15 protein-coding genes are annotated in these 24,635 nt (G+C 73.7%); 7 read left to right on the top strand and 8 right to left on the bottom strand.

Features of this window, described 5'->3' with window-relative positions; all coding sequences use genetic code 11:
• Positions 1-368: 368 nt before the first annotated feature.
• Positions 369-1,028: a ThuA domain-containing protein gene (locus tag ABT238_RS36925; protein ID WP_350569161.1), complete on the top strand. Its 660-nt coding sequence runs from the start codon at positions 369-371 to the stop codon at positions 1,026-1,028.
• A 90-nt stretch (positions 1,029-1,118) separates the two neighbouring features.
• Here ABT238_RS36925 and ABT238_RS36920 read toward each other — a convergent pair whose 3' ends face one another.
• The 4 genes from ABT238_RS36920 to ABT238_RS36905 all read right to left on the bottom strand — a co-directional run bounded on the left by ABT238_RS36920 (position 1,119) and on the right by ABT238_RS36905 (position 7,740).
• Positions 1,119-4,889: a SpaA isopeptide-forming pilin-related protein gene (locus ABT238_RS36920; protein ID WP_350806134.1), complete on the bottom strand. Its 3,771-nt coding sequence runs from the start codon at positions 4,887-4,889 to the stop codon at positions 1,119-1,121.
• A 122-nt stretch (positions 4,890-5,011) separates the two neighbouring features.
• Positions 5,012-5,263 (bottom strand): hypothetical protein, encoded by a 252-nt coding sequence (locus ABT238_RS36915; RefSeq protein WP_030302164.1) that lies wholly within the window; start codon positions 5,261-5,263, stop codon positions 5,012-5,014.
• Between the two features lie 68 nt (positions 5,264-5,331).
• Positions 5,332-5,772, bottom strand: coding sequence for a (2Fe-2S) ferredoxin domain-containing protein (locus ABT238_RS36910; protein ID WP_350569158.1), 441 nt, complete (start codon positions 5,770-5,772; stop codon positions 5,332-5,334).
• Positions 5,773-5,778: 6 nt separating this feature from the next.
• On the bottom strand, positions 5,779-7,740 hold the full coding sequence (locus ABT238_RS36905; RefSeq protein ID WP_350806127.1) for a heavy metal translocating P-type ATPase: 1,962 nt from the start codon (positions 7,738-7,740) through the stop codon (positions 5,779-5,781).
• Between the two features lie 95 nt (positions 7,741-7,835).
• On the opposite strand from ABT238_RS36905, the gene ABT238_RS36900 reads away from it, so the two are divergent.
• Positions 7,836-8,216 (top strand): ArsR/SmtB family transcription factor, encoded by a 381-nt coding sequence (locus ABT238_RS36900; RefSeq protein WP_350569156.1) that lies wholly within the window; start codon positions 7,836-7,838, stop codon positions 8,214-8,216.
• Positions 8,217-8,253: 37 nt separating this feature from the next.
• Here ABT238_RS36900 and ABT238_RS36895 read toward each other — a convergent pair whose 3' ends face one another.
• Positions 8,254-9,909, bottom strand: a complete 1,656-nt coding sequence (locus ABT238_RS36895; RefSeq protein WP_350806117.1) for an FAD-binding dehydrogenase — start codon at positions 9,907-9,909, stop codon at positions 8,254-8,256.
• A gap of 256 nt (positions 9,910-10,165) precedes the next feature.
• On the opposite strand from ABT238_RS36895, the gene ABT238_RS36890 reads away from it, so the two are divergent.
• Positions 10,166-11,083 (top strand): SGNH/GDSL hydrolase family protein, encoded by a 918-nt coding sequence (locus ABT238_RS36890; RefSeq protein WP_350569153.1) that lies wholly within the window; start codon positions 10,166-10,168, stop codon positions 11,081-11,083.
• Positions 11,084-11,157: 74 nt separating this feature from the next.
• Here ABT238_RS36890 and ABT238_RS36885 read toward each other — a convergent pair whose 3' ends face one another.
• A complete protein-coding gene (locus ABT238_RS36885) occupies positions 11,158-13,587 on the bottom strand; it encodes a DUF8508 domain-containing protein (protein WP_350806107.1) in 2,430 nt (809 codons plus the stop codon).
• A gap of 209 nt (positions 13,588-13,796) precedes the next feature.
• Positions 13,797-14,786 carry a helix-turn-helix transcriptional regulator gene (locus ABT238_RS36880; RefSeq protein WP_350806103.1) on the bottom strand — a complete coding sequence of 330 codons (990 nt, stop codon included), beginning with the start codon at positions 14,784-14,786 and terminating at the stop codon, positions 13,797-13,799.
• A gap of 328 nt (positions 14,787-15,114) precedes the next feature.
• Here ABT238_RS36880 and ABT238_RS36875 point away from each other — a divergent pair, with 328 nt between their 5' ends.
• The 3 genes from ABT238_RS36875 to ABT238_RS36865 all read left to right on the top strand — a co-directional run bounded on the left by ABT238_RS36875 (position 15,115) and on the right by ABT238_RS36865 (position 22,120).
• On the top strand, positions 15,115-15,366 hold the full coding sequence (locus tag ABT238_RS36875; protein ID WP_350569149.1) for a hypothetical protein: 252 nt from the start codon (positions 15,115-15,117) through the stop codon (positions 15,364-15,366).
• A gap of 8 nt (positions 15,367-15,374) precedes the next feature.
• Complete coding sequence (locus ABT238_RS36870) at positions 15,375-15,647, top strand: hypothetical protein (protein ID WP_350806095.1); 273 nt, start codon at positions 15,375-15,377, stop codon at positions 15,645-15,647.
• A 239-nt stretch (positions 15,648-15,886) separates the two neighbouring features.
• A complete protein-coding gene (locus tag ABT238_RS36865) occupies positions 15,887-22,120 on the top strand; it encodes a DNRLRE domain-containing protein (protein WP_350806093.1) in 6,234 nt (2,077 codons plus the stop codon).
• A gap of 124 nt (positions 22,121-22,244) precedes the next feature.
• Here ABT238_RS36865 and nicT read toward each other — a convergent pair whose 3' ends face one another.
• The gene (gene nicT, locus ABT238_RS36860; RefSeq protein WP_350569144.1) at positions 22,245-23,348 is read right to left on the bottom strand and encodes a Nickel transporter NicT; all 1,104 of its coding nucleotides are present in this window, start codon (positions 23,346-23,348) and stop codon (positions 22,245-22,247) included.
• A gap of 170 nt (positions 23,349-23,518) precedes the next feature.
• On the opposite strand from nicT, the gene ABT238_RS36855 reads away from it, so the two are divergent.
• Complete coding sequence (locus ABT238_RS36855) at positions 23,519-24,448, top strand: hydrolase (protein ID WP_350569142.1); 930 nt, start codon at positions 23,519-23,521, stop codon at positions 24,446-24,448.
• Positions 24,449-24,635 lie beyond the last annotated feature (187 nt).

Here is a 24,635-nt window from a genome sequence, read left to right as displayed (position 1 = left end):
AAAACACCCCCCCGCGCCCACCCCCCCACACCACCCGCGTGGCCCGCCCGCCCCGGGGCGCTCCGCGCCCCCCCGGGCGGGGGGGGGTGGGGGGGGCTGACGACGGGCGGGTGCCGGGGCTACCAGCCCCAGCCTCCGCCGTGGCCGTCGTCGTCACTGACCGGACACGGCCGCGCGGTGAACGCACCCGGGCGTGCCGGTCAGTCGAACGCCAATGTTCGACCATGGCTCCGCAAAGCCGTACGCAGGCGAAAGACGCCGCCGCCGGACCCCGCGCAGCACCCCGCCCCGGCCCCCGCCGGCGGTCCCGGCCCCGGACCGGGACCCCGGCACGGACGGCGCGGCCGGGGCTGGCAGGATCGTCCTCCATGGCCCGGATCCTGATCTACCGTCGCAACCTCCGCTTCCCGCACGCCTCGGTCGTCGACGGCACCCGCGCACTGGGCGAGCTGGGCGAACGGCACGGCTTCACCGTCGACGCCAGCGAGGACCCGACCGTCTTCCGGCCCGCCGCCCTGCGCCGGTACGCCGCCGTGGTGTTCCTCTCCACCGGCGGCCCGGTGCTCGACGAGGCCGGGAAGGACGCGCTGCGCGCCCACCTGACCGCCGGTCACGGCTGGCTGGGCGTGCACGCGGCGTCCAGCACGGCGTACGAGTGGCCGTGGTTCGAGGGCCTGGTCGGCGCCCGCTTCGACCGGCACCCGGCGATCCAGACCGCACCGGTCCGGGTCGCCGACGCCGACCACCCGGCCACCGCCCACCTGCCGCGGCGCTGGGAGTGGACCGACGAGTGGTACGACTTCCGTTCGGACCCGCGCGATCGCGGCGTCCGGGTGCTGCTCACGGTGGACGAGGCCGACTACACGGGCGCGGCGATGGGTCTGGCCGACCGTCACCCGCTCGCCTGGTGCGGGGAGCACGACGGCGTGCCGACCTTCTACACCGCGCTCGGCCACGCACCCGAGGCGTACGCGGACCGGGCCTTCCGCGGACATCTGCTGGGCGGCCTGCGGCACGTGCTCGGCTGAGCCCCCGGGCGCCGGGGGCGTGGCGGCCGCGAACGGGACCGCCCGGAGCGGCAGCGCTGCTCCGGGCGGTCCGTCCGTCGGTTCGGCCGTTTACCAGCCGTGGTCGTCCTTCTTCTTCTTGTTGGTGAGGGAGACGGTGACACAGTCGTCGTCGTTCACCTGGATCGGGCCGGTCACCGGGTCGTGCGGGAGGTGATAGCCGCTGGGTGCGGCGGTCTCCCGCAGGTAGTACTGCCCGGTCGGCAGCTGGTCGAAGTCGCAGCCGCCGTCCGAGGCGGTGGTGCAGCCGCCCGCTCGGGTGTCCGGGTTGGCGCCGCCGGTCTGCAGACCGGGGACACCGTTGCCCTCCCGCCACAGCTCGAACCTGGCGCCGCCGAGCGGCCTGCCCGACTTGGCGTCCTTCTTGGTCAGGTGGATCGAGCCGTGCCCCGGCGGCTTCGGCGACGGGCAGTCACGGGCGGTGACCTGGACTCCCGCCTGGGCGTTGGCCGGGGTCAGCACCAGCGGGCCGAAGACCGGCTCGGCCGGCAGGTCGTACCCGGGAGGCGCGGCGGTCTCCCGCCAGTAGTAGGAACCGACATCCACCGTCCGACGGCAGAAACCGTCCGCACCGGTGGTGCAGGACGCACCCACCTGCGTGTCCGGATTCACGCCCGTGGTCTGGAGACCGGGAATCCCATTCGTCTCCTCCCACAGCTCGAACACACCACCCGCGAGCGGCGCACCCGTCTCGGCATCCGTCTTGAGCACCCGCACCTCACCCGTCACCGGCGCCTGCGGAGCGTCGGCGGCCGTGACCTGGACACCGGCCGAGGCATTCTCCGGCGTCAGCACCAGCGGACCGAACACCGGCTGCGCGGGCAGCACGTACCCGGGAGGCGCGGCGGTCTCCCGCCAGTAGTAGGAACCGACATCCACCGTCCGACGGCACAGACCATCCGCACCCGTGGTGCAGGCCGCACCCACCTGCGTGTCCGGATTCACGCCCGTGGTCTGGAGACCGGGAATCCCGTTCGTCTCCTCCCACAGCTCGAACACACCACCCGCGAGCGGCGCACCCGTCACCGCGTCCGTCTTCAGCACCCGCACCTCACCGGTCACCGGCGCCTGCGGGACGTTGGGAGCGGTCACCTGCACACCGGCCGAGGCGTTCTCCGGCGTCAGCACCAGCGGACCGAACACCGGCTGCGCGGGCAGCACGTACCCGGGAGGCGCGGCGGTCTCCCGCCAGTAGTACGTCCCCACATCCACCGTGCGGGCGCAAAGACCATCCGCACCCGTGGTGCAGGCCGCACCCACCTGCGTGTCCGGGTTCACGCCCGTGGTCTGGAGACCAGGGATGCCATTGGTCTCCTCCCACAGCTCGAACACACCACCGGCCAACGGAGCACCGGTCTCTGAGTTCGTCTTGAGCACCCGCACCTCACCCGTCACCGGCGCCTGCGCGACGTCGGGAGCGGTGACCTGCACACCCTCCGCCGCGTTGACCGGCGTCAGGACCAGCGGACCGAACACCGGCTGCGCGGGCAGCACGTACCCGGGAGGCGCGGCGGTCTCCCGCCAGTAGTACGTCCCCACATCCACCGTGCGGGTGCAAAGACCGTCCGCACCCGTGGTGCAGGACGCACCCACCTGCGTGTCCGGGTTCACGCCCGTGGTCTGGAGACCAGGGATGCCATTGGTCTCCTCCCACAGCTCGAACACACCGCCCGCGAGCGGCGCACCCGTCACCGAGTCCGTCTTCAGCACCCGCACCTCACCGGTCACCGCCGGTGCCAGGACGTCCGGGGCCGTCACCTGGACGCCCTGGGAAGCATTGGCCTCGGTCAGGACCAGCGGGCCGAACACCGGGTCCACCGGCAGCACGTACCCGGGAGGCGCGGCGGTCTCCCGCCAGTAGTACGTCCCCAAGTCCACCGTGCGGGTGCAAAGACCGTCCGCACCGGTGGTGCAGGACGCACCCACCTGCGTGTCCGGGTTCACGCCCGTGGTCTGGAGACCGGGAATCCCGTTCGTCTCCTCCCACAGCTCGAACACACCGCCCGCGAGCGGAGCGCCCGTCACCGCGTCCGTCTTCAGCACCCGCACCTCACCCGTCACCGGCGCCTGCGCGACGTCGGGAGCGGTGACCTGCACACCCTCCGCCGCGTTCAGCGGGGTGAGGGTCAGCGGACCGAACACCGGATCGGCCGGAAGCACGTAGCCGGGAGGCGCGGCGGTCTCCCGCCAGTAGTAGATCCCGACCGGCACCGTGCGGGTGCAGAGACCGTCCGCACCGGTGGTGCAGGCCGCACCCACCTGGGTGTCGGGGAGGATGCCGTTGGTCTGCAGACCGGGGATGCCGTTCGTCTCCTCCCAGAGCTCGAACACGCCACCGGCGAGCGGCGCACCCGTCACCGAGTCCGTCTTCAGCACCCGCACCTCACCGGTCACCGCCGGCGCCGGGATGTCCGGGGCCGTCACCTGCACACCCGCGGGGGCGTTCAGGTCCGTCAGGATCAGCGGGCCGAAGACCGGATCGACCGGCAGCAGGTAGCCGGGTGGTGCGGCGGTCTCCCGCCAGTAGTAGGTGCCGAGCGGCACCGTCTGACGGCAGATGCCGTCCGCTCCGGTGGTGCAGGCCGCACCCACCTGGGTGTCGGGGGTGACGCCCGTGGTCTGGAGACCGGGGATGCTGTTGGTCTCCTGCCACAGCTCGAACACACCGCCCGCGAGCGGAGCGCCCGTCACCGCGTCCGTCTTCAGCACCCGCACCTCGCCGGTCACCGGGGCGACGGCGCAGTCGGGCAGGTTGCCGTCGAAGGGGTAGGCGTGGAACTCCTGGCCACCGCCGCCGGTGGGCGAGCTGGTGTGGGTGAGCCCGCCGGTGGTGAAGACGCGGCCGTTGACGCCGGGCAGGGTGACCGTGGTCTGCGAGGACTGCTCGCCGACCAGGATGCTGCCCTGGAACTGGCCGGTGCCGGCCAGGGTGACCGTGGTGGCGTCGGGGAAGTTCCACAGCAGGCGCTCGCGGTAGGCGTTCAGCGGGTCGGCGTCGGCGATGTCGCCGCTGAAGGTGTTGATGGTCCGGGCGGCGCCGGTCAGGTTGACCAGGATGGTGGCGCCCGCCGGGATGTTGGCGAAGGCGATGCCCTGCTGGCCGCCGCCGACGCCGGTGAGGTCGAAGTCGACGTTGAACACCTGGAGCGAGGACACGCCGTCACCGGTGAACAGGGTCTCGAAGCCCGCGTTCACCGCGATGCCGGTCGGCGTGCGCGGCAGGCCGTTGACCCGGGCGTAGCAGTCGGAGGCGGTGGAGAGCTGGTCACGCAGGGCGGCGTACGGCTGGACGGCGTTGGGGTCCTGGACGAGGGTGCCGGTCACGGTGCCGGTGACGGTGCCGGCGTGCCGGACGACACCGCCCTCGGCCACCAGGGTCTGACCGCTCGCGATGGTGACGTTGCCGCCGGTGGTGAGGAAGTCGGCCCCGTCCGGCGGTGGGACCCGGGAGCCCGCACCGACGATGCCGATGTTGTAGATGGAGCTGCCCCCGACGTCCTTGGCCTGGTCGAAGGTGTTGAGGACGACGACGCGGCCCTCGGCCTCGGCGGCGCGGCCGCGGACGAGGAAGTCGGAGCCGACGAAGATGTTGATCCCGTTGTCCCGGCCCGCGATCGGGCCGTTGCTGATCGGGGGGAAGGGGTCGGGGCAGCTGCCGGGGACGCAGGGCCCCAGCCCGCCCGGAAGGGTCGCGGCCGCGGCGGGGGCGGCGCCGGGACCGAGCGCGAGGACCGGGACGAGGGCCGACACGATGGTGCACGGCAGTGCCAGGGCGGCTGCCTTTCGGCGGACGCGGTCGAACAAGCGGTTGAGGGAAGCCATAGTCGTAGCGTCCGTCAGCTTGTCCGGGCACGGCCGCCTGAAGGGTGCTCACCTACGCTGATCGGTGCGCGGGCGCACCCGCGCGGACCAACCGCCGGCTCCGGGGGCGATCCGACGAGGGCTCAGGAGGCCTCGTCCCAGGGGGACGCCGCCCGGTTGCCGGTGCCGTCGCAGGTGCGGCAGATCTCGTCGCGGTAGGCGTGCTTGGCGCCGGTGGCGTCGACCCGGTAGCGGACGTAGACACCGGTGCCGTCGCAGAGGAAGCAGTTGCCCCCGCCGCCGCCGACCTCGGTGGTACCGGTGCCCTGGCAGGTCCGGCAGCTGAGGCCGGCGGTGCGGCCGGTGCCCGCGCAGATGCGGCAGACCGTGGTCATCGTCTTCCTCCCGGATCGGAATCCAGGCCATGGTAGGCGGTGACCGGTGTTCCGCGAGCGGGCGCCGGTCAGCCCGGCAGGCCCGCACTGACGCGGCGGGAGACGGAGATCTGCTGGAGGTCGAGCATCCCCGGCGGGTCGGCGAGGCCGGGGCCGCCGGCGTGCACCCACTCGGCGATCTCCTGGATCATGTCGTCGGCCAGCACCCAGCCCAGCCAGACCGGCCGGCCGCCGGCCGCGCGGCCCTCGCTGGACGGGCCGACCACGACGACGTTGGAGTGCGCGCAGGTGTCCAGGCAGCCGACGGCCCGGACCCGGCCCGCGTCGCCGACCGCCGCGCGCAGCCGCTCGTACTGGCCGGCGTGGTCGACGCCGGGGTGCTTCTCCCGGGTGCCGCAGCAGCAGCCCCGGCAGACGGTGACGGTCACCGGGGCCGCCGGGCCGCGCCCGGTGCCCTTGCCCCCGCCCGCACCCTGCCGGCCCGTCCGCTCGCGTTCGCGACGGCTCATGGTCCCTCAGCCCTCCTCGTTCCCCAGGGCCCGCTGCCACGCCCGTTCGCGCAGCAGCCGCAGGCCGTTGAGGCCGACGATCACGGTGGAGCCCTCGTGCCCGGCGACGCCGAGCGGCAGGGGCAGCGTACCCGCCAGGTCCCAGACCACCAGGAGGGCGATGGCCGTCCCCGCGATCACCAGGTTCTGCACCACCAGCCGGCGGGCCCGCCGGGAGAGCGCCACCACGGCGGGGACGGCGGCCAGCTCGTCGTGGACGAGGACGGCGTCGGCGGTCTCCAGGGCGAGGTCCGAACCCGCCCGGCCCATCGCCACGCCGGTGTGGGCGGCGGCCAGCGCCGGGGCGTCGTTGAGGCCGTCGCCCACCATCAGCACCCGTCGGCCGCCGGCGGCCAGCTCGTGCACGGCGGCGGCCTTCTCGTGCGGCAGCAGGCCGCCCCGGACCTCGGTGAGGCCGACCTCGGCGGCCAGCCGGGCGGCGGCGCGCGGGTTGTCGCCGGTGAGCAGCACCGGTGGGCGGCCGGTGAGCGCGGTCAGGGCCCGGACGGCGCCGGCGGCCTGGGCGCGCGGGCGGTCGGCGAGGCCGAGGACGCCGGCCGGCTCGCCGTCGCGCAGCACCAGCACGGCGGTGCGCCCGGCCGTCTCCAGGGCGGTGACGGCCGGGTGGTCCCGGTAGGGGCCGGGGGCGCCGACGGCGACCACCGTGCCCTCGACCACGGCCCGCACGCCGACGCCCGGGGTGGCGGTGAAGTCGGTGGCGGCCGGGACGGCGAGGCCGCGTTCGCGGGCGGCGGCGACCACGGCGCGGGCCAGCGGGTGCTCGCTGGGGTGCTCGGCGGCGGCGGCGAGCACCAGCAGCCGGTCGGCCCCGGTGCCGTCCAGCGGCCTTACCTCGGTGACCCGGGGGGTGCCCTCGGTGAGGGTGCCGGTCTTGTCGAGGGCGACGGCGTCCGCCTGCCCGAGGCGCTCCATCACCACCGCGGACTTGACCAGGACGCCGTGCCGGCCGGCGTTGGCGATCGCGGAGAGCAGGGGCGGCATGGTGGCGAGCACGACGGCGCAGGGCGAGGCGACGATCATGAAGGTCATGGCGCGCAGCAGGGCGTCGGCCGGTTCGGCGCCGAGCGCGAGCGGGACGCCGAACAGCAGCAGGGTGGCGGCCACCAGGACGGCGGCGTAGCGCTGTTCGATCTTCTCGACGAACAGCTGGGTGGGGGCCTTGGTCTCGGAGGCCTCCTGGACCAGGGCGACGATCCGGGCGATCACGGTGTCGGCCGGGTCCCGCTCGACGCGCACCCGCAGGGCGCCGGCGCCGTTGAGGGTGCCCGCGTACACCTGGTCGCCGGGGCGCTTGGCGGCGGGCAGCGGTTCGCCGGTGATGGTGGCCTGGTCGACGTCGCTCGCGCCGTCCAGCACCCGGCCGTCGGCGCCGATCCGCTCGCCGGGGCGGACCAGCACGGTGTCGCCGACGGCGAGCTCGGCGGTGGGGACGGTCTCCTCGGCGTCCGCGCCCGGGGCGCCGGCGCGCAGCCGGGTGGCGGTGGCGGGGGCGAGGTCGAGCAGGCCGCGGACGGAGTCGGCGGTGCGGGCGGTGGCCAGGGCCTCCAGGGCGCCGCTGGTCGCGAAGATGACGATCAGCAGCGCACCGTCCAGCACCTCGCCGATGGCGGCGGCGCCGAGGGCGGCGACGACCATCAGGAGGTCCACGTCGAGGGTCCGCTCGCGCAGCGCGCGCAGTCCGGCGAGGGCGGGCTCCCAGCCGCCGGCGGCGTACGCGAGGGCGTACAGCGTGCCGGACGCCCAGCCGGGGGCGCCGCAGAGCTGGAGGGCGAGCGCGGCCAGGAAGGCCGCCAGGCTGCCGGCCGCCCAGCGGGCCTCGGGCAGGGCGAGCACCCGGGTGCGGCGGGCGCGCGGGGGTGGGGCCGACGGGGCCGGGGCGGCCGGCCGGGTGAGCGTGGTGGCGGACATGGGCGCCACCTTACAGGAATACATGAACACACCTTCATGCGTTCATATGACTTGCCGGACCCCCTCCCTCCACCGGCGCCCCGTAGGATTCCCCCATGGGACACGCAGCCGCCGAGAACACCGTGCCGCGGATGCGCCTGGACGCGTCCAACGCCGCCAAGGTGGCGAACACCCTCCAGGCCCTCGCCACCCCCTCGCGCCTGCTGATCCTCGCCCAGCTCCGCGAAGGACCGCGGGCCGCCACCGAACTCGCCGACGCCGTCGGCATGGAGCAGTCCGCCTGCTCCCACCAGCTGCGCCTGCTGCGCAACCTCGGCCTGGTCGTCGGCGAGCGCCGCGGCCGCTCGGTCGTCTACTCGCTGCACGACGACCACGTCGCCGCCCTCCTCGACCAGGCGGTCTACCACGTCGACCACCTCCGCCTCGGCATCACCGACGACGGAGCGGCGAACCCCCTGCCGGCGAAGGGCAGTTGAGCGCCGTTACGCTGCCGGCGGGCCCCAGCCCGGGCCCTCAGGCCGTGGCCTCCGCCGCCGCGCGGCCCGCGGTGCGGCCGGAGAACAGGCAGCCGCCGAGGAAGGTGCCCTCCAGCGAGCGGTAGCCGTGCACGCCGCCCCCGCCGAAGCCGGAGGCCTCACCGGCGGCGTAGAGGCCGTCCAGCACCGAGCCGTCGGGGCGCAGCACGCGGGCCGCGAGGTCGGTGTGCAGGCCGCCGAGCGACTTGCGGGTGAGCACCGACAGCCGCACCGCGATCAGCGGGGCGGCGGCCGGGTCGAGGATGCGGTGCGGCACGGCGGTGCGGATCAGCCGGTCGCCGAGGTAGCGGCGGGCGCCGTGGATGGCGGTCACCTGGAGGTCCTTGGCGAAGGGGTTGGCGAGCTGGCGGTCCCGGGCCTCGACGACGCGGCGCAGTTCGGCGGTCTCGATCAGCGGGGCCCGCACCTTGGCGTTCATCGCGCGGGCCAGGTCGTGCAGGTCGCCCGCGACGACGAAGTCCGGCCCGTGGCCGAGGTGGGCGCGCACCGGGCCGGGGGCGCCGGGCAGGGCGCGCCGGAGCACCCCGCGCAGCGAGCGGCCGGTGAGGTCGGGGTTCTGCTCGGAGCCGGAGAGGGTGAACTCCTTCTCGATGATCTTCTGGTTGAGCACGAACCAGGTGTGGTCGTACCCGGTGGTCCGGATGTGCTCCAGCGTGCCGAGGGTGTCGAAGCCGGGGAACAGCGGGACGGGCAGCCGGCGGCCGCGGGCATCGAGCCAGAGCGAGGAGGGGCCGGGCAGGATGCGGATGCCGTGCCGGGCCCAGACCGGGTCCCAGTTGGCGATGCCCTCGGTGTAGTGCCACATCCGGTCGCCGTTGATCAGGCCGGCCCCGGCGGCGGCGGCGACACCGAGCATCAGCCCGTCCACGTGCGCGGGCACGCCGGAGAGCATCCGCCCGGGCGGGGTGCCGAGGCGGGCGGGCCAGGCCTTGCGGACCAGGTCGTGGTTGCCGCCGATGCCGCCGGAGGTGACCACCACCGCCTGCGCGCGCAGCTCGAAGCGGCCGGCCGGCTCGCGGGAGCTGGCCTCGCCGCGCGCCGCGCCGCTCGGCACCAGCACCTCGCCGGCCACCGTGTCGACGGCGCCCGCGCTCGCCGCCAGGCCGGTGACCCGGTGCCGGAAGCGCAGGTCGACCAGCCCGGAGGCGACGGCCGCGCGGACCCGGCGGACGAAGGGTTCGAGCAGGCCCGGGCCGGTGCCCCAGGTGATGTGGAAGCGCGGCACGGAGTTGCCCGGTCCGTCGGCGAGTTGCCCGCCGCGCTCGGCCCAGCCGACCACCGGGAAGAACCGCACGCCCATCGCGCGCAGCCAGGCCCGTTTCTCCCCCGCGGCGAAGTCGACGTAGGCCTCGGCCCAGCGGCGCGGCCAGACGTCCTCGGGCCGGTCGAAACCGGCGGTGCCGAGCCAGTCCTGCCAGGCGAGGGCGTGCGAGTCGCGGATCCGCATCCGGCGCTGCTCGGGCGAGTCGACCAGGAACAGGCCGCCGAAGGACCAGTGCGCCTGGCCGCCGAGCGAGGCGGCGGGCTCCTGGTCGAGCAGGATCACCTTCCGTCCGGCGTCGGCGAGTTCGGCGGTCGCGGCGAGGCCCGCGAGTCCGGCTCCGATGACGATGACATCGGCGTCCAGGGCCATGGGGCAGCTCCTCCTCCACCGGGGGTCCACGCGGGCGAATTCCGCTCCGCCCCGTTTCGAAACGCGCTTCGATACGCGGTGGAGCGAAATTCGAAATTCCCGCCGGGGCGGCCGGTGAAACATTTGACGGATTTTCCGGAATATCCGCGCCCGGCATGGACGGCGGCGAAACCTGCCAGTAACTTACCTGTCGGTAGTAGCTGTGGCCCGGCTCGTACGTCCCCCACCCACCCGTTTCTCTCCCCCAGGAGGAACCGTGCTCCGCCGTGCCCGGAATTCCCTGCTGCTCGCCTCCGCCGCGCTCGGCGCCGCCCTGGCGATGACCGCCACGAGCGCGCAGGCCGCCACCCCCGCCCCGCACCGCTACGTCGCCCTCGGCGACTCCTACGCGTCCGGCGCGGGCGTCCCCGGCCAGTCGGCCGGCCTGTGCCTGCGCTCCGACCGCAACTACGGCCACCTGGTCGCCGCGGCCCTGAACGCCGCCGCCTACCGCGACGTCACCTGCGCCGCCGCCAAGGTCAAGTCGGTCACCCAGGCCCAGTACGACGCCTTCATCCGGGTCAACGACCCGCAGATCGACGCGGTCACCGCGGACACCGACCTCATCACCCTCGGAATCGGCGGCAACGACCTCGGCGACAGCGACATCGGGATCGGCGACGTGATCGCCACCTGCATCGCCGGCGCGGTGGTCAACCCGCTCGGAACCCCGTGCACCGACGTCTACCACCACGGCCACTGGGACTGGTCCAGCCGGTCCTGGCAGTACGGCGACGACGACCTCGCCGACCGGATCGACGCCACCGGGCCCCGGCTCGCGGACACCGTGCGCAAACTGCGCGCCAAGGCGCCGAACGCCCGGATCCTGCTGGTCGGTTACCCCTCGGTGCTGCCCGCCGACGGCGCGTCCTGCGTGCTGCGCCAGCCCATCGCCCCGCGCGACATCCCGTACCTGCACGAGGTCCTCGGCCGGCTGAACGCGATGCTGGAGTCCACCGCCGCCTCGGTCGGCGCCGGCTACGTGGACACCGCCACCCCGACCCGCGGGCACGACGTCTGCTCGGACGACCGCTGGATCGAGGGCGCGCTGCCCGGCTCCCCGGCCGTCCCCTTCCACCCGAACGCCACCGGCGAGCGGGTCATGGCGGACGCCGTCCTGGCCGCCCTGCGGTAGCACCGCGCGAAGCCCCGAGGGGGCGGTGACCGCGGACTCCGGTCACCGCCCCCTCGGTCGTGCGCGCCGCGGCCTCACGGCTTGATGCGGACCACCTGCGGGTCGTGGTCGCTCGCCTGCTGGGCGAACTCGGCGTTGATGTGCACCACGTCGTACTTGGCGTACCCGACCTCCGGGCTGACCAGGATGTGGTCCAGCACCTGCGAGTTGCCCTGGTAGACGTACGAGTACTGCTCCTTCTCCGGCAGCTCGTTCACCAGGTCGCGCAGCACGCCGTCCTTGGTGAGCGCGGCCAGCGCGGGCGAGAACTGGTAGTCGTTGAAGTCGCCGACCGAGACCACCCTGGCCTCCTTGTCGGCGGCCAGCAGCTTGGCGACGAAGGCCTGCTCGACGGTGGCCTGGGCGATCCGCTGGACCTCGGAGGAGCGGGTCGGGGCCTGGAAGCGGCTGTCGATGCCCTGGTCGCCGCCCTTGCTGTTGAAGTGGTTGGCGATGACGAAGACCTTCTTGCCGCGGAAGGAGAACTGGCCGACCAGCGGCTTGCGGCTGTTGGCCCACGCGGCGTCGGCGGGGGCGATCCGGCCGGGCGAGGCGGTCAGCGAGGCGGCCGCGCCGGTGCCGGAGACGTCCACGGCGGTGGTGGCGGTGCCGCCGGGGACGTCGGTGAAGGAGACCCGCTGCGGGTTGAACAGGAAGACCTGGCGGATGTTGCCGCCGGGCTCGCCGCCGTCCTTGCCGTCCTGCGGGTCCACCGAGCGCCAGTCGTACGCCGGGCCGCCGGCCGCCTTGATCGCGGCGACGAACCTGCCGACGGTCTGGCTCGCGTCCACCGTGCCGTCGTTCTTGGCGCCGTTGTTGTCCTGGATCTCCTCCAGGGCGACGATGTCGGGCGAGCGCAGGTGGGTGACGACACCGGCGGCCAGCTCGGCGAACTTGGCGTCCGGGTTGGTGGCCGCCAGGTTCTCCACGTTGTAGGTGGCGACGGTGAGTTCGCGCTCGCCGGCCTGGGCGGTGACCTCGCGCTGCAGGTGGTTGTCCTGGAGCGCGCCGAGGGTGCCGGCGACCAGGGTGTAGCCGCCGAACTGGTTGTAGTCCAGCGGGCCGCTGGTGGTGCCGGTCAGCACGTCGCCGACGTTGGCGACCGGGAAGGGCTGCTGGGAGACCGGCGCCTGCTGCTGGACCATCAGACGGCCGACGTTCGGCTCGGCGTAGGACTCGTAGAGCAGACCGCCGCGCTTGCTCTTCTGGTCCTGCTTGTCGGCCGCGACCCACAGCTCGTTGTACTTGTCGGTGGCCTGGACCACCCGCACGTCGCGGACCTCGACGAGCATGCCCTCCAGCGACTCGTAGAAGTCGAGGGTGTACGTCTCCGGGTCCAGGGCCACGCCGTTGATCGTGCCGTCCGCACCGGCCGCCGGGGAATAGGTGCCGGGGATGTTGCGGGTGTCGACGACCACCGGGGCCGGCAGCGGGTTGCCGGAGGAGACCACGGTGACGGCCGGGCCGCTCAGCTGGGTGAGCGACTGCGAGCCGCCGTTGAAGTTCGGGTAGTACTCCGTCACCTTGCCGGTGACCAGCACCGCGTCGCCGACCTTGACGGTCGGGTTGGCGGAGCCGGTGTAGACGAAGACGCCCTCACTGGTGGCCGGGTCGGCGTCCGGGGCGGCGTCCTGGATCCAGAAGCCCTTGGAGCCGTACGCGCGCACGCCGGTGACGATGCCGGGCACGCCCGCGACGGTCCTGCCGGTGCGCTCCGAGAGCCGGGTGCGGCCCTGGATGTCGTGGATCCGCACGGTTCCCGGCTCGGTCGGGCCGGTCGGGGTGGAGCCCTCGGCGACCTCGCCGCGGCTGTTGGTCGGCGTCGGGGCGCCGGCCGCGAGGTCGGCCGCGTTGTCGTCGGTGTCCGGCAGCCCGGCCTTGCGGGCCACCGAAGCGGTGTTGGAGGCGCCGGGCACCGAGGCCGGGCCCTCGTGGACCACCGCGGTGCCGAAGCCGACGAGGTCGCGCACCCGCGGGTCGGCGGCGCAGTCGGCGGCGGTCTTGCAGGTCAGCGGGTCGGTGCCGCGCACCAGCGCGACGGTGCCGCCGGTGCCGGAGAGCGCGAGCGAGCCGGCCGCGTCCGGGGTGGGCAGCTCGACGGTGCCCGCGGCGCCGGCCGACTCGGCGACCAGGTAGCGCCCGCCGGGGGCGATCGACCCGGTCAGCGGGGTGACGCCCCACTGGGAGTTGGCGCCGGGGGCGGCGGATATGTACTGCACGCTCCAGCCGTCCAGGCCGAAGGCGGCGCCACCCTTGTTGGCCAGCTCGACGAAGTCGTTCTTCAGGGTGGCGCCCGAGTTGCCGCCACCGCCGTAGACCTCGGCGATCAACGCGTCGGCGGAGGGCGCGGCCACGGCGGCCGGCAGCGGGGCCAGCACCAGGGAGGCGGCCAGGCCGGCCGGGACGACCGCCGCGCGCAGCAGGGCGCGGCGGGAACGAGGACGGGGAGCAGTGGGGGTGGTCACCGGAACGGGACTCCTAGCTGTGGGTGAGGGTCGGTCGGCCGGGCGCACCGCGCGCACTGCCCCGCTACCCGCGTAGAAAGCCGTGCGGAAGCCGGGAACCGTCCCCCGCAGCGCCCAAAGATACGCGCGTAGAAAATGGCCGGACAAGAGCCCGGAAGTGAACTTCTCCGTTACGTCCGCCGACCGTTGCCCGCAAGCCGTGACGGCCGCTACAGCCAGCCCCGCTGAGCGGCCTTCAGGCCCGCCTCGAAGCGGCTGGCCGCCTCCAGACGCTCCATCAGCGCCGCCATCTGCCGGCGCACCGTGCGCACCGAGACGCCCAGCCGCTTGGCCGCCGCGTCGTCGGTCAGCCCGGTGGACAGCAGCCGCAGCAGCTCGCGCTCGCCGGGGCTCAGGCCGGTGGCGGTGTCCTCGGGGCGGGGGTCCCCGCCGAGCGGGACGGCCGTCTCCCAGGTCTGCTCGAACAGCGCGACCAGCGAGGCGACGATGCCCGGCTCCTCGGTGCACAGCGCGCCGGCCCGGGTGTTCTCCGGGTCGATCGGCACCACGGCGGTGATCCCGTCGAAGACCAGCATCCGCGGCGGCAGCACCGGGGCGGTGCGCACCCGGCCGCCCAGGGTGGTCATCCACTGGGTGTAGGCGAAGGTCTCCGGGTCGTTGCGCACGCTGTCCTGGTAGATGGTGCGCAGGCTGACGCCGCGGCGCAGCGCGTCCTCGTCGAGCGGCCGGGAGGCGGCCAGGCTGGCGGCGGACTGCGCGCCGCCGGGCATCACGCCCAGGCACTCGGTGGTCAGCCGGGCGGTCAGCACCTCCAGCTTGGCCTGGATGGCGTCGAGGCCGACCAGCCGCTCGCCGCCGTCCACCAGGGTGGCCGAGCGCAGCGTGGCGTACTCCGCGACGGCGCGCGCGACGGCGGCCCTGGACACGGCCAGCTCCTGTTGCCTGCGGGCCAGTTCCTCCTCCTGGCGGCGCAGCAGCAGCTCCAGCCCGCGCTCCGGGCTGACCGGCCACAGGGCGCCCGGGCGCTCCCGGGAGGCGCGCAGCAGGGTCAGGTCGGCGAGGCGGTCGAGGGCCGCCCGGACGACGGGTTCGGCGAGGTCGAGCCGTTCGCAGAGTTCGGCCACTCCGCCTTGCGGGTCCGCGAGCATCTCGCGGTACACGGCTTCCGCGGTGGCGTCCAGGCCCAGTAGTTCCAGCACGTCAGCGACCCCTGATCGTCACAGCATCCCCCCACCCGGACGGTTTGTCCGCCCGGGTCGCCGATCCCCGATCCTCCGCCGGTGATCCCTCCGCCACAAGAGGCGATCCGGTCACCCACCCAGAACCAGACCGTCCGGTCTGTTCCCGCGACGGTTTCGGCCGGGCGCGCCACCCCCCGGTTGCCGTCGCGGGGTTGCAGCATGCTGCCTGGCCGGATGCTGCCCGCCGATCTCCCTCCCGCGGCGGGCCCGGCACCGGAAGTATTCGGTCTGCGCGCAACGCACCGCCCACACGCCCTGAACCACCGTGCACAGAACAGGAACCGCCGTGCCGATGACCGTCCGGCTGCTCGCCGTCGCCGCCCTCGCACTCTCCCTCGCCACCGCCGCCGCCCCGGCCTTCTCGGCCCCGCAGGCCGCGCCGGCCGCGCCGGCCGCCGTCACCCTCGCCGCGACCGCCCCCGCCGCCGGGCCGGGGATCGGCTGGGACGGGCCGGGCATCGGCTGGGACGGCCCGGCCGTCAGGATCATCGGCTGGGACACCGCCCAGGCCGACGGCCCGGGCATCGGCTGGGACTGACCGTTCACGTGTTCGCCGTCCATCTGACTCTCCTGGACGTCTCGACCGCGCCGACGGGCGAGGCCGGACCCGCCGACGTCCAGGGCGCCCTGTGGGCACGCGCGGTTCCGGGCGACGGCCTGGAACACGTGCGCGCCCGAGCCGTCCCGGGAGGCGTCGGCCTGGTGCTGTACGTCCGAGCGCCCGACCGGGAGGCGGCCGAGCTGCGGGCCCACGCCCTGCTCGACCGGGCTCTGGCGGAGGGTCCCGCGCGCCGCTACGCGGTGGCGGCTCCACCGTAGGCCGCGGGGCCTTCCGCCAGGCACTTCCTGATCTTCCGTCCGTTTTCGGGCGGTTGCCTTCACTCGCAAGTTTGGCCGATTCATGCCTACCACCATGATCGGCCTCATGGCATGCGCACGCCCATAAGCACGGCCCGCCCAGGCCCGGTCCCCCGGGTCCGCGCAGCCGTGCCCGCGTGGACGGGCGCGCGTCGCCGTCGACAACGAACCCCCCTCACACAAGACCGTCGAGGAGCTCCATGTCTCACCCGACCGGCACACCACCCCGGCCCCGCGCCGGGGGCACCGTGCCAGCCGCCCCCGCGTCACGCCGCCGCAACGGCGTGCTGCGCAACACCGCGATCGCGCTGACCGTGGTGCTCGCCGCCGAGGCCGGCGCCGTCCTCATGACGACCGGCCAGGCCGTCGCCGTCAGCCAGGACAAGCCCGCCGCCCCCGAGTCCACGAAGGCCCTCGGCCCCGCCGAGGCCCAGGACATCGCCTCCGCCCACCTCAAGGCCCGGCTGGAGAACCGCCGGATCGAGGTGGTCGGCGAGCGCACCGAGTCCACCACCACCTGGGTCAACCCGGACGGCACCACCACCCTGGACATGGCCACCGGCCCGGTCCGGTACAAGGACAAGTCCGGCAAGCTCCAGCCGATCGACGTGAACCTGGCCCCGCAGCCCGACGGTTCGGTCAAGGCCAAGGGCCACCCGCTCGGCCTCTCGCTGGCCGGCGCCACCCCGCCCGCCGCCGCGTCCAAGTTCAAGGCCGCCGGCGCGCCGGCCGGCGACCAGCAGGCCCCGGCCGTCCCCCTGGTCTCGCTGGACAACGGCCAGGGCACCAGCATGTCGCTGTCCTGGCGCGGCACCCTGCCGGCCCCCGTCATCGACGGCACCAAGGCCCGCTACGAGAACGCGCTCACCGCGACCGACCTGGTCATCGAGTCCACCCGGACCGGCTTCGAGCAGTTCCTGGAGCTCAAGAACCGCACCGCGGTCGGCGCCAACGGCACCGTCACGATGACCCTGGACGCGGCCGGCCTGCAGGCCCGCCACAACGCGGACAACTCGGTCTCCTTCCTCGACCCGAAGACCGGCGAGGAGAAGGGCCAGCTGCCCGCCCCGGTGATGTGGGACGCGCAGGTGGACGAGCGCTCCGGCGACCACACCCACACCGCCCCGGTCGCCCTGAAGGTCACCCAGCGCGGCAACGCCGTCGACCTCACGCTCACCCCGGACGCGGCGTTCCTCAACGACCCGAAGACCCAGTACCCGGTCACCGTCGACCCGGCGGTCAACATCGGCGTCGGCTTCGACACCTTCGTCCAGGAGGGCTACGGCACCGACGTCTCCTCGCAGACCGAGCTGAAGCTGGGCAACAACGGCTCCGGCCAGGTGGCCCGTTCCTTCCTGCAGTTCCCGATGGGCACCATCAGCGGCAAGAAGGTCACCGCCGCCAAGCTCAACCTGTACGAGTTCCACTCCTGGTCCTGCACCGCCAAGAGCTGGGAGATCTGGGACACCGGCTCGGCGACCACCGCCACCCGCTGGACGTCCCAGCCCGGCTGGAACCGCAAGTGGGCCTCCACCACGGCGACCAAGGGCTACTCCAGCGCCTGCGCCGACGGCTGGACCAACACCGACATCACCTCGCTGGTGCAGGCCTGGGCCGGCAACGGCAACGCCAGCAACACCATGGGCATCCGGGCCACCGACGAGAGCGACCCGTACGGCTGGAAGAAGTTCTACTCCGGCAACGCGGCCTCCAACACGCCGTACCTGTCGGTGACCTACAACACCGCCCCGGCCGTCTCCACCCTGATCTCCCCGGCGAACGGCGCGCTGACCGGCGACTCCACGCCGACCCTGTCGGCCAAGGCCACCGATCCCGACGGCGGCAACGTCGTGCTCGACTTCGAGATCTGGGCCGCCAACGGCACCGCCGCCCTGCAGTCCGGCCACAGCGCCTGGGCGGCCTCCGGATCGACCTTCACCTGGACCCCGACCACCGCGCTGCCGGCCGGCGGCTACAAGTGGCGCTCCCGCTCCGGGGACGGCACCGTCAACAGCGCCTGGTCCGGCTTCCGCACGTTCACGGTGGACACCACCGCCCCGGCCACCACCGCCGTCTCCTCCGGCGACTTCCCGGCCGGCCAGTGGGCCGGTTCCCCGGACGCCTCCGGCAACTTCACCGGCTCCTTCACCTTCACCCCGCCGACCGCCGACGTGAAGGACGTCCAGTACCGGCTGGACGGCGGCGCCTGGGTGACCGTCGCGACCACCGGCGCGCCGGTGTCCGCCGCGCTCACCTTCAAGGGCGGCCAGCACACCGTCACCGCGCACACCCGTGACGCGGCCGGCAACGCCTCCGCGGACACGACCTACGTGTTCAACGCGGGCAAGGGCGCCGCCCTCACCTCGCCCGGCGCCGGCGAGCGTTCGGCCCGCCGCACCACGCTGGCGGCCGAGGGCCAGAGCGCCGCGACCGGTGTGCGCTACCAGTACCGCCGCGGTGAGACGGCCGCCTGGACCGACATCCCGGTCGCCAACGTCACCACCGCCACCGGCGGCGCCGTCACCGCCTGGCCGTTCGCGGTCACCGGCGGCAAGCCCGCGCCGCTGACCTGGAACATCACCGACACCCTGGCCACCGACGGCCCGGTCGACGTCCGCGCCGTCTTCACCATCGGCACCGGCACCGACGCCTCGGAGCCCAACACCATCACCGTCGACCGCAACGGCGGCAACGCGCCGGACGCCGAGGTCGGCCCGGGCCGGGTCAACACCCTCACCGGTGACTACACCCTCACCGCGACCGACGCCTCCGCCTTTGGTCTGAGCACCGGCCGCACCTACTCCTCCCGGCACCCCGAGAACGGCGCCGCGCAGGAGGGCCAGGCGGCCATCTTCGGCCCGCAGTGGAGCGCCGGCACCATGGCCGAGCTCACCTCCTCGGACTGGGCGTACGTCCGGCAGACCTCGCCCACCTCGGTGTCCATCGTCGACGCCACCGGCCACGAGACCGGCTTCACCGCCACCGCCGGCGGCGGCTGGAAGCCCGAGCCCGGCGCGGAGACGCTCGCCCTGACCGGCGCTCTCACCGGCACCTTCACCCTGAAGAGCACCAACGGCGCCACCACGACCTTCGCCAAGGTCGACCCGGCCGCCACCACCTGGCAGGTCACCGCCTCCTCGACGGCCACCGACAACTCCACCACCACCGTGGTCTCGGAGAAGGTCGTCGTCGGCGGGAAGACCCTGGCCCGTCCGAAGTTCGTCGTCGCGCCGACCACGGCCGTCGCCAACTCCACCTGCGCCACCAACCCCGCCGCCAACGGCTGCCGGGTCCTGGAGTACGTCTACGCCGACGCCACCACCGCCACCACCGCCGCGCTCGGCGACGTGGCCGGCCAGGTGAAGCAGGTCCGGCTCTGGTCCAACATGCCGGGTGCCACCGCGGCCACCCCGGTCGCCGTCGCCGAGTACCGCTACGACGACATGACCCGCCTGCGCGAGCAGTGGGACCCGCGGACCAGCCCCGCGCTGAAGACCGCGTACAGCTACGACGCGGCCGGCCGGGTCATCACCCTGACCCCGTCCGGCGAGCTCCCCTGGACCTTCACCTACGGCAAGGCCGGCAACGCCGCCACCGCCGGTGAGGGCATGCTGCTGGCGGCCTCCCGGCCGTCCCTCCAGCAGGGCAGCGCCGACGTGGTGAACGGCACCGCCGCCACCAACCTGGTCTACGACGTGCCGCTGAGCGGCGCCAACGCCCCGTACAAGCTGGGCATCACGGACGTCGCCGCGTGGGGCCAGACCAACGCGCCCACCGACGCCACCGCGATCTTCCCCGCCGACGCGCCGCCGGCCAGCCACGACGGCCGTCTGCTCGGCTCGGGCGACTTCGCCAAGGCGGCCATCACCTACACCAACGCCTCCGGCCGCGAGGTCAACACCGCCGCCGCGGGCGGCGTCACCACCACCGAGTACGACGCCTTCGGCAACTCGGTGCGCAAGCTGAGCGCGGAGAACCGGGCCCTGGCCCTGTCCACCTCCCCGGAGGGCCTGGCCAAGCTGGGCGCGCTCGGCCTCGACAAGGCGAGCACCGCCGACCGCGCCCAGGCGCTGTCCACCCTGACCGTCTACTCCGCGGACGGCGAGCGGCAGACCGACGAGTTCGGCCCGCTGCACCTGGTCACCCTGGAGCGCGACCTGGCCGCCTCCGGCTCCAGCCCGGCCCGCCCGGCCGGCGACGAGGTCCCGGCCCGGACGCACACCGCGACCGCCTACGACGAGGGCCGTCCGGCCGACGCCGCGGTCAGCAACGAGCCCACCACGGCCGCCATCGGCGCGCGCGTCGACGGCTACGCCGCCGACGCGGACGTCCGGATCACCACCACCGCCTACGACTGGGCCAAGGGTCTGGCCACCCAGACCACCGAGGACCCGGCGGGCCTGAAGCTCACCAAGACCGTCGCGTACGACTCCCAGGGCCGGGCCGTCCGGACCTCCCTGCCCAAGTCGAACGGCACCGACGTCGGCACCACCGTCACCACCTACTGGTCCGCCACCGGCACCGGCGCCTGCGCCGCCCGCCCGGAGTGGGCCGACCTGCCCTGCACCACCGGCCCGGCCGCCGCGGCGACCGACGCCGGCGGCAACCCGGCGGAGATCCCGACCAGCACCACCGAGTACGACCGCTACGGCCGTCCGGCCGTGGTCCGGGAGACCTCGAACGGCGTCACCCGCACCACCACCACGACCACCGACGCGGCCGGCCGCACCACCAAGGTCGCGGTGACCGGCGGCACCGGCACCGCGGTGCCGGAGACCACCACCGTGTACGACGCCGCCACCGGCCGGATCGTCAGCACCTCCGACGGCACCGCCACCGTGAAGACGGCCTACGACAAGCTCGGCCGCGTCATCGGCTACGACGACGGCGCCGGCAGCGTCACCACCACCGAGTACGACGTGGCCGACCGCCCGGTCAAGCACAGCGACTCGGCCCCGTCCACCACCACCCTGGCCTACGACGGCTACGGCCGGCCGCAGTCGCTCACCGACTCGGTGGCGGGCACCATGACCGCCGAGTACGACTCCGAGGGCCGGCTCACCAAGCAGAACCTGCCCGGCGGCTACGTCCTGACCAACAGCTACGACACCCAGGGCATCCTCACCGGCAAGGTCTACACCGCCGCCGACGGCACCGTCGTCCTCGCCGACTACGCCGACTTCACCGCCCACGGCCAGCAGGCCGGGCACGCGCTGACCGCCGGCGCCAGCATCGAGTCGGCCTTCGGCTACGACGCCTCCGGCCGCCTCACCAAGGCCGCCGACAAGGCCCTGGACGGCTGCACCACCCGCGCCTACACGTTCGACAAGAACAGCAACCGGACCGCGCTGACCACCACCAAGGAGGACTGCGACCCGGCCACCGTCGACTCCACCACCAGCACGGTGGGCTCGCTGTACGACTCGGCCGACCGTCTGAAGGGCGCCGTCTACGACGCCTTCGGCCGCACCACCACCCACCCCAAGGGCGCCCAGTTCGGCTACTACGCCAACGACCTGGTCCGCACCGAGACCTCGGGCACCCAGCGCAGCACCTGGGCGCTGGACGCGGCCGGCCGCCTGGCCTCCCGCACCACCGAGACCCAGGCCGGCGACGGCACCTGGAGCACCACGGCCACCAGCGTGAACCACTACGGCTGCGCCTGCGACAGCCCCAGCTGGTCCAAGGCCGGCAACGGCGCGGTCGCCCGCAGCGTGACCGACCTCGGCGGCACGCTCGGCGCCATCACGGGTGCCACCGACGGCACCGTCCTGCAGCTCACCAACCTGCACGGTGACGTGTCCGTCCAGCTCCCGCTGGACCCGGCCCAGTCGCTGAGCGTGCGCGTCTTCGACGAGTACGGCGTCAGCCTCAGCGGCCCGGTGACCGGCTACGGCTGGGTCGGCGGCGAGCAGCGCGACTCCACCACCGCCACCGGCGTCATCCTGATGGGTTCGCGGCTGTACGACCCGAGCCTCGGCCGGTTCCTGCAGGCCGACCCGGTCCCGGGCGGCAACGCCAACGCCTACACCTACCCGACCGACCCGGTGAACTCCTTCGACCTGGACGGGCGCTGGAGCTGGTCGAAGACCCGCTACTACTCCTGGGGCCGTCTCTGGGCCCACATGGAGGCGCACTTCGGCTGGCGCGGCCTGAAGTACCTGGCGCAGCTCACCTTCTACTTCAACCGCGCGTACACCGGGAAGATCGGCCGCAACGCCCACTACGTCTACGGCCCGATCTGGGTCGGCGTGGGCCTGCTCGGACCGGTCGGCGCGGGCTTCGCCCTCGCGGCGGGCGCCTACTCCGGCTACGTCCAGCACATGGCCTCGAAGGCGTACTACCACCGCAAGTGCCTGGCGATCGCCATCGGCGCGGCCGGCTGGAACTCGCTGCCCTTCCCGGGCGTGCGGTCCTGGACGTACGGCTGCTGATCCGGACACCCGGCTGAGACCGTCGGCCGAAAGCGGAGGCCCGCCCGACCACCAGGTCGGGCGGGCCTCCCGCGTTCCCGCTCCCGCGCGCCGCTCGGCCCGCGCGTTCCTCGGCCCGCGCGGCCTACTCGGCCTTCTCGGCGGCCGCGGCGGTCAGCCCGGCCGACCACTTCTCCTCGACGTTGCCGAGCTTCCAGTAGGCGATCGCCGCCACCCAGGTGAGCACGAAGAGGCCGACGATCGCGTAGCCGACGAGGTCGAGGTCCAGCTCGCCGATCCAGGCGACCGGCCCGCTGGTGACGTCGAGCTTCTCCCCGAGCAGCCCGATCAGCTCGATCGAGCCGATGACCAGGGCGACCAGCACCGACAGGCCGGTGACGGTCAGGTTGTAGTAGATCTTGCGGACCGGCTTGGAGAACGCCCACTCGTAGGCGAAGTTCATGAACGAGCCGTCGATGGTGTCCAGCAGGCTCATGCCCGCCGCGAACAGGACCGGCAGCACCAGCAGCGCGTACCAGGGCAGCTGGAACGCCGCCGCGCCGCCGGCCAGCACCAGCAGCGACACCTCGGTGGCGGTGTCGAAGCCCAGGCCGAACAGCAGGCCGACCGGGTACATGTGCCAGGGCTTGGTGACGGCCCTGGTCACCCGGCCGAGGATGCGGTTCATCAGGCCGCGCTTCTCCAGCTGCGCCTCCAGCTCCGCCTCGTCGAACTCGCCCTCGCGCATCCGGCGGAACACCTTGAGGATGCCGTTGAACGCGCCCAGGTTGATCAGGCCGAGGGCCAGCAGGAAGGTGCCGGAGACGGTGACGCCGATCAGCCCGGTGGTCTCGTGCAGGGTGGAGTCGTCCGACTCGATCTGGCCGGCGAGCGAGCGGATGCCGAAGGCGAGCAGCGCGCAGAGCCCGAAGACGATCGACGAGTGGCCCAGCGAGAACCAGAAGCCGACCGAGAGCGGGCGCTTGCCCTGGCCCATCAGCTTGCGGGTGGTGTTGTCGATGGCGGCGATGTGGTCGGCGTCGAAGGCGTGCCGCATGCCCAGGGTGTAGGCGGTGAGGCCCATTCCGGCGCCGAAGACCTGGCCGCCGACGTCGTAGTGCTCGGGCGCGACGAGGGCGAGCAGGGTGAACCAGCCGATCACGTGCAGGGCGAGGATGAAGCCGCCCATGCCTGCCAGCCGGATCCACTCCTCACGGGTGAGCCTGTCGCGCCAGCGGGGGCCGGTCATCGGGGGGTCCTTTCGTGGGGGCGTCGAAGCCGGGCCATCTTTCCCCCTCCCGGTAATTAGTTGCAAGTCATGCGCAATTACGACTCGGTCACCGGGTGGCGGACGAACAGGAGGATGATGGGAGTACCGGCCTCACCTCCCGCGCGCTCGTCCCCCGGGAGGTACCGCTCATGCCCCGCCTGCGCACGGCCGCCGCACTGCTCGCGACGGCCTTAGTCACCGTCGGCCTCACGGCGCCCAGCGCCCCCGGCCCCACCGCCTCCGCCGCCACCACGGTTCACCGGGTGCTGTTCGACAACAGCAAGGCCGAGACGGCCGGCAACGCCGACTGGATCGTCTCCACCGCCCAGCCCGACCCGCTGGGCGAGAACACCGTCCCCACCTCCGACAAGAGCTGGACCGGCGCCCTGTCCTCCTGGGGCGTCGACCTGCAGCGGACCGGCCAGTACAGCCTGAAGACCCTGCCGCCCGGCGGCACCTTCACCTTCGGCACCGGCGCCCCGCTCGACCTGGCCAACTTCGACACCGTCGTGATCCCCGAGCCCAACATCCGGTTCAGCGAGGCGGAAAAGAGCGCCCTGATGCACTTCGTGCAGAACGGCGGCGGGCTCTTCCTGATCTCCGACCACACCCTGAGCGACCGCAACAACGACGGCATCGACTCGCCCGCGATCATCAACGACCTGATGGCCGACAACGGCGTCGACAACAGCGACCCCTTCGGGTTCAGCGTCGACCTCGCGAAGATCCACAACGAGAACCCGCGCGCGGTGGACGACCCCGCCGACCCGGTGCTGCACGGCCCGTTCGGCACCGTCACCGGCTCGATCATCCGCGACGGGACCACGATGACCCTGCACCCGGCCGACAACCCGACCGTCAAGGGCATCGTCTACCGGCCCGGCTCCTCCGGGAACACCGGCGCCTTCTTCGTCACCAGCACCTTCGGTGACGGCCGGATCGCCGTCTGGGGCGACAGTTCACCGCCGGAGGACGGCACCGGGCAGCCGCACAACAACCTGCACGACGGCTGGAACGACCCGGCCGGCACCGACGCCGCGCTCGCCCTGAACGCCACCGCCTGGCTGAGCAAGGCCTGACGGCTCCGGATCCGCCGTCCCGCGTTCCTCACGTCCCCGCGTCCGTCCCGTCCCGCGTCCTTCCCGTCCCGCGCGCCCGGCCGACCCCCCCCCCGGCGCCCCCCCCCCCCCCCCCCGCCGGGGGGGGCTGTGCCCCCCCCCCCGGGGCCGCTGGTGCGGGGAGCGCCCCGGTGCCCGCGCGCCCCCC

The organism is Kitasatospora sp. NPDC001527 (genome assembly GCF_040298605.1).
In the GTDB taxonomy this organism is placed as follows: domain Bacteria; phylum Actinomycetota; class Actinomycetes; order Streptomycetales; family Streptomycetaceae; genus Kitasatospora.
The sequence above is the reverse complement of the archived record's forward strand: the minus strand, read 5'-3'. Positions and strand labels throughout refer to the sequence as shown.

Bases quoted from the DNA above. Each gene is read 5' to 3' on its own strand.
- ABT238_RS36920 (WP_350806134.1), bottom strand. From the start codon at position 4,889: ATGGCTTCCCTCAACCGCTTGTTCGACCGCGTCCGCCGAAAGGCAGCC.
- nicT (WP_350569144.1), bottom strand. From the start codon at position 23,348: ATGACCGGCCCCCGCTGGCGCGACAGGCTCACCCGTGAGGAGTGGATC.
- ABT238_RS36900 (WP_350569156.1), top strand. From the start codon at position 7,836: ATGGGACACGCAGCCGCCGAGAACACCGTGCCGCGGATGCGCCTGGAC.
- ABT238_RS36865 (WP_350806093.1), top strand. From the start codon at position 15,887: ATGTCTCACCCGACCGGCACACCACCCCGGCCCCGCGCCGGGGGCACC.
- ABT238_RS36895 (WP_350806117.1), bottom strand. From the start codon at position 9,909: ATGGCCCTGGACGCCGATGTCATCGTCATCGGAGCCGGACTCGCGGGC.
- ABT238_RS36910 (WP_350569158.1), bottom strand. From the start codon at position 5,772: ATGAGCCGTCGCGAACGCGAGCGGACGGGCCGGCAGGGTGCGGGCGGG.
- ABT238_RS36915 (WP_030302164.1), bottom strand. From the start codon at position 5,263: ATGACCACGGTCTGCCGCATCTGCGCGGGCACCGGCCGCACCGCCGGC.
- ABT238_RS36925 (WP_350569161.1), top strand. From the start codon at position 369: ATGGCCCGGATCCTGATCTACCGTCGCAACCTCCGCTTCCCGCACGCC.
- ABT238_RS36855 (WP_350569142.1), top strand. From the start codon at position 23,519: ATGCCCCGCCTGCGCACGGCCGCCGCACTGCTCGCGACGGCCTTAGTC.
- ABT238_RS36905 (WP_350806127.1), bottom strand. From the start codon at position 7,740: ATGTCCGCCACCACGCTCACCCGGCCGGCCGCCCCGGCCCCGTCGGCC.